The sequence below is a fragment of the Rhizobacter sp. P3_B12 genome, assembly GCF_056402895.1.
In genome coordinates this window covers 1-1,126 of the sequence record NZ_JBFUGN010001434.1, presented here as the reverse complement: position 1 = coordinate 1,126, position 1,126 = coordinate 1, and the positions used below count along the sequence as shown (strand labels likewise).

Below are 1,126 nucleotides of genomic sequence, written 5' to 3'. Positions count from 1 at the left end.
TGGTCAGGGGGAGGGGGCTTGGGCGTGCCAGTCGGTCGCCTGCTGGAAGGCATGGGCCGCGTGCAGCAGCGTGCCCTCCTGGAAATAGTTGCCGATCAGCTGCAGGCCGACCGGCATGCCGCCTTCGCCGGTGCCGGCCGGCAGGCTCATGCCCGGCAGGCCGGCCAGGCTGGCAGGCAGCGTGAAGATGTCGGCCAGGTAGTTGGCGACCGGGTCGTCGCTCTTGTCGCCGAGCTTCCAGGCCACCGTCGGCGCCACCGGCCCGGCGATCACGTCGCACTGCGTGAAGCAGTGCTGGAAGTCGTCGGCGATCATGCGCCGCAGCTTCTGCGCCTGCAGGTAGTACGCGTCGTAGTAGCCGTGGCTCAGCACGTAGGTGCCGATCATGATGCGGCGCTTGACCTCGGCGCCGAAGCCCTCGGCGCGGCTCTTCTTGTACATGTCGAGCAGGTCGGTGTACTTGCCGGCGCGGTGCCCGAAGCGCACGCCGTCGAAGCGGCTCAGGTTCGAGCTGGCCTCGGCCGGCGCGATGATGTAGTACACCGGGATCGACAGCTCGGTGCGCGGCAGGCTCACGTCGACCAGCGTCGCGCCGAGCTTCTGCAGCTCGGCCAGTGCCGCGCGCACCGCGCCGTCGACATCGGCGGCGAGCGCCGCCGGGAAGAACTCCTTCGGCAGCCCGATGCGCAGGCCCTTCAGCGGCTGCGCGGCGGTGGCGCCGGGGCGGGCTGCCGTGAGCGCCGCCGCGTAATCCTGCGGCGGGCGCTGCGCGCTGGTCGCGTCGCGCTCGTCGAAGCCGCTCATCGCCGACAGCATCAGTGCGCAGTCCTCGGCGCTGCGGGCGAACGGGCCGGCCTGGTCCAGGCTGGACGCGAACGCGATCATCCCGTAGCGCGAGCACACGCCGTAGGTCGGCTTGATGCCGGTGATGCCGGTGAAGCTGGCCGGCTGGCGGATCGAGCCGCCGGTGTCGGTGCCGGTGGCCACCGGCACCAGCCGTGCCGCCACCGCGGCGGCCGAGCCGCCCGACGAGCCGCCCGGCACGCGCGAGGCATCCCACGGGTTCTTCACCGGGCCGAAGGCCGAGTTCTCGTTGCTCGAGCCCATCGCGAACTCGTCGCAGTTC

At 71.7% G+C, this 1,126-nt stretch carries 1 protein-coding gene; it reads right to left on the bottom strand.

Features of this window, described 5'->3' with window-relative positions; all coding sequences use genetic code 11:
• Positions 1 to 3 precede the first annotated feature (3 nt).
• The coding region (gatA, locus tag AC1D01_RS35855) for an Asp-tRNA(Asn)/Glu-tRNA(Gln) amidotransferase subunit GatA (protein ID WP_477874453.1) at positions 4 to 1,126 on the bottom strand (1,123 nt) is incomplete at its 5' end.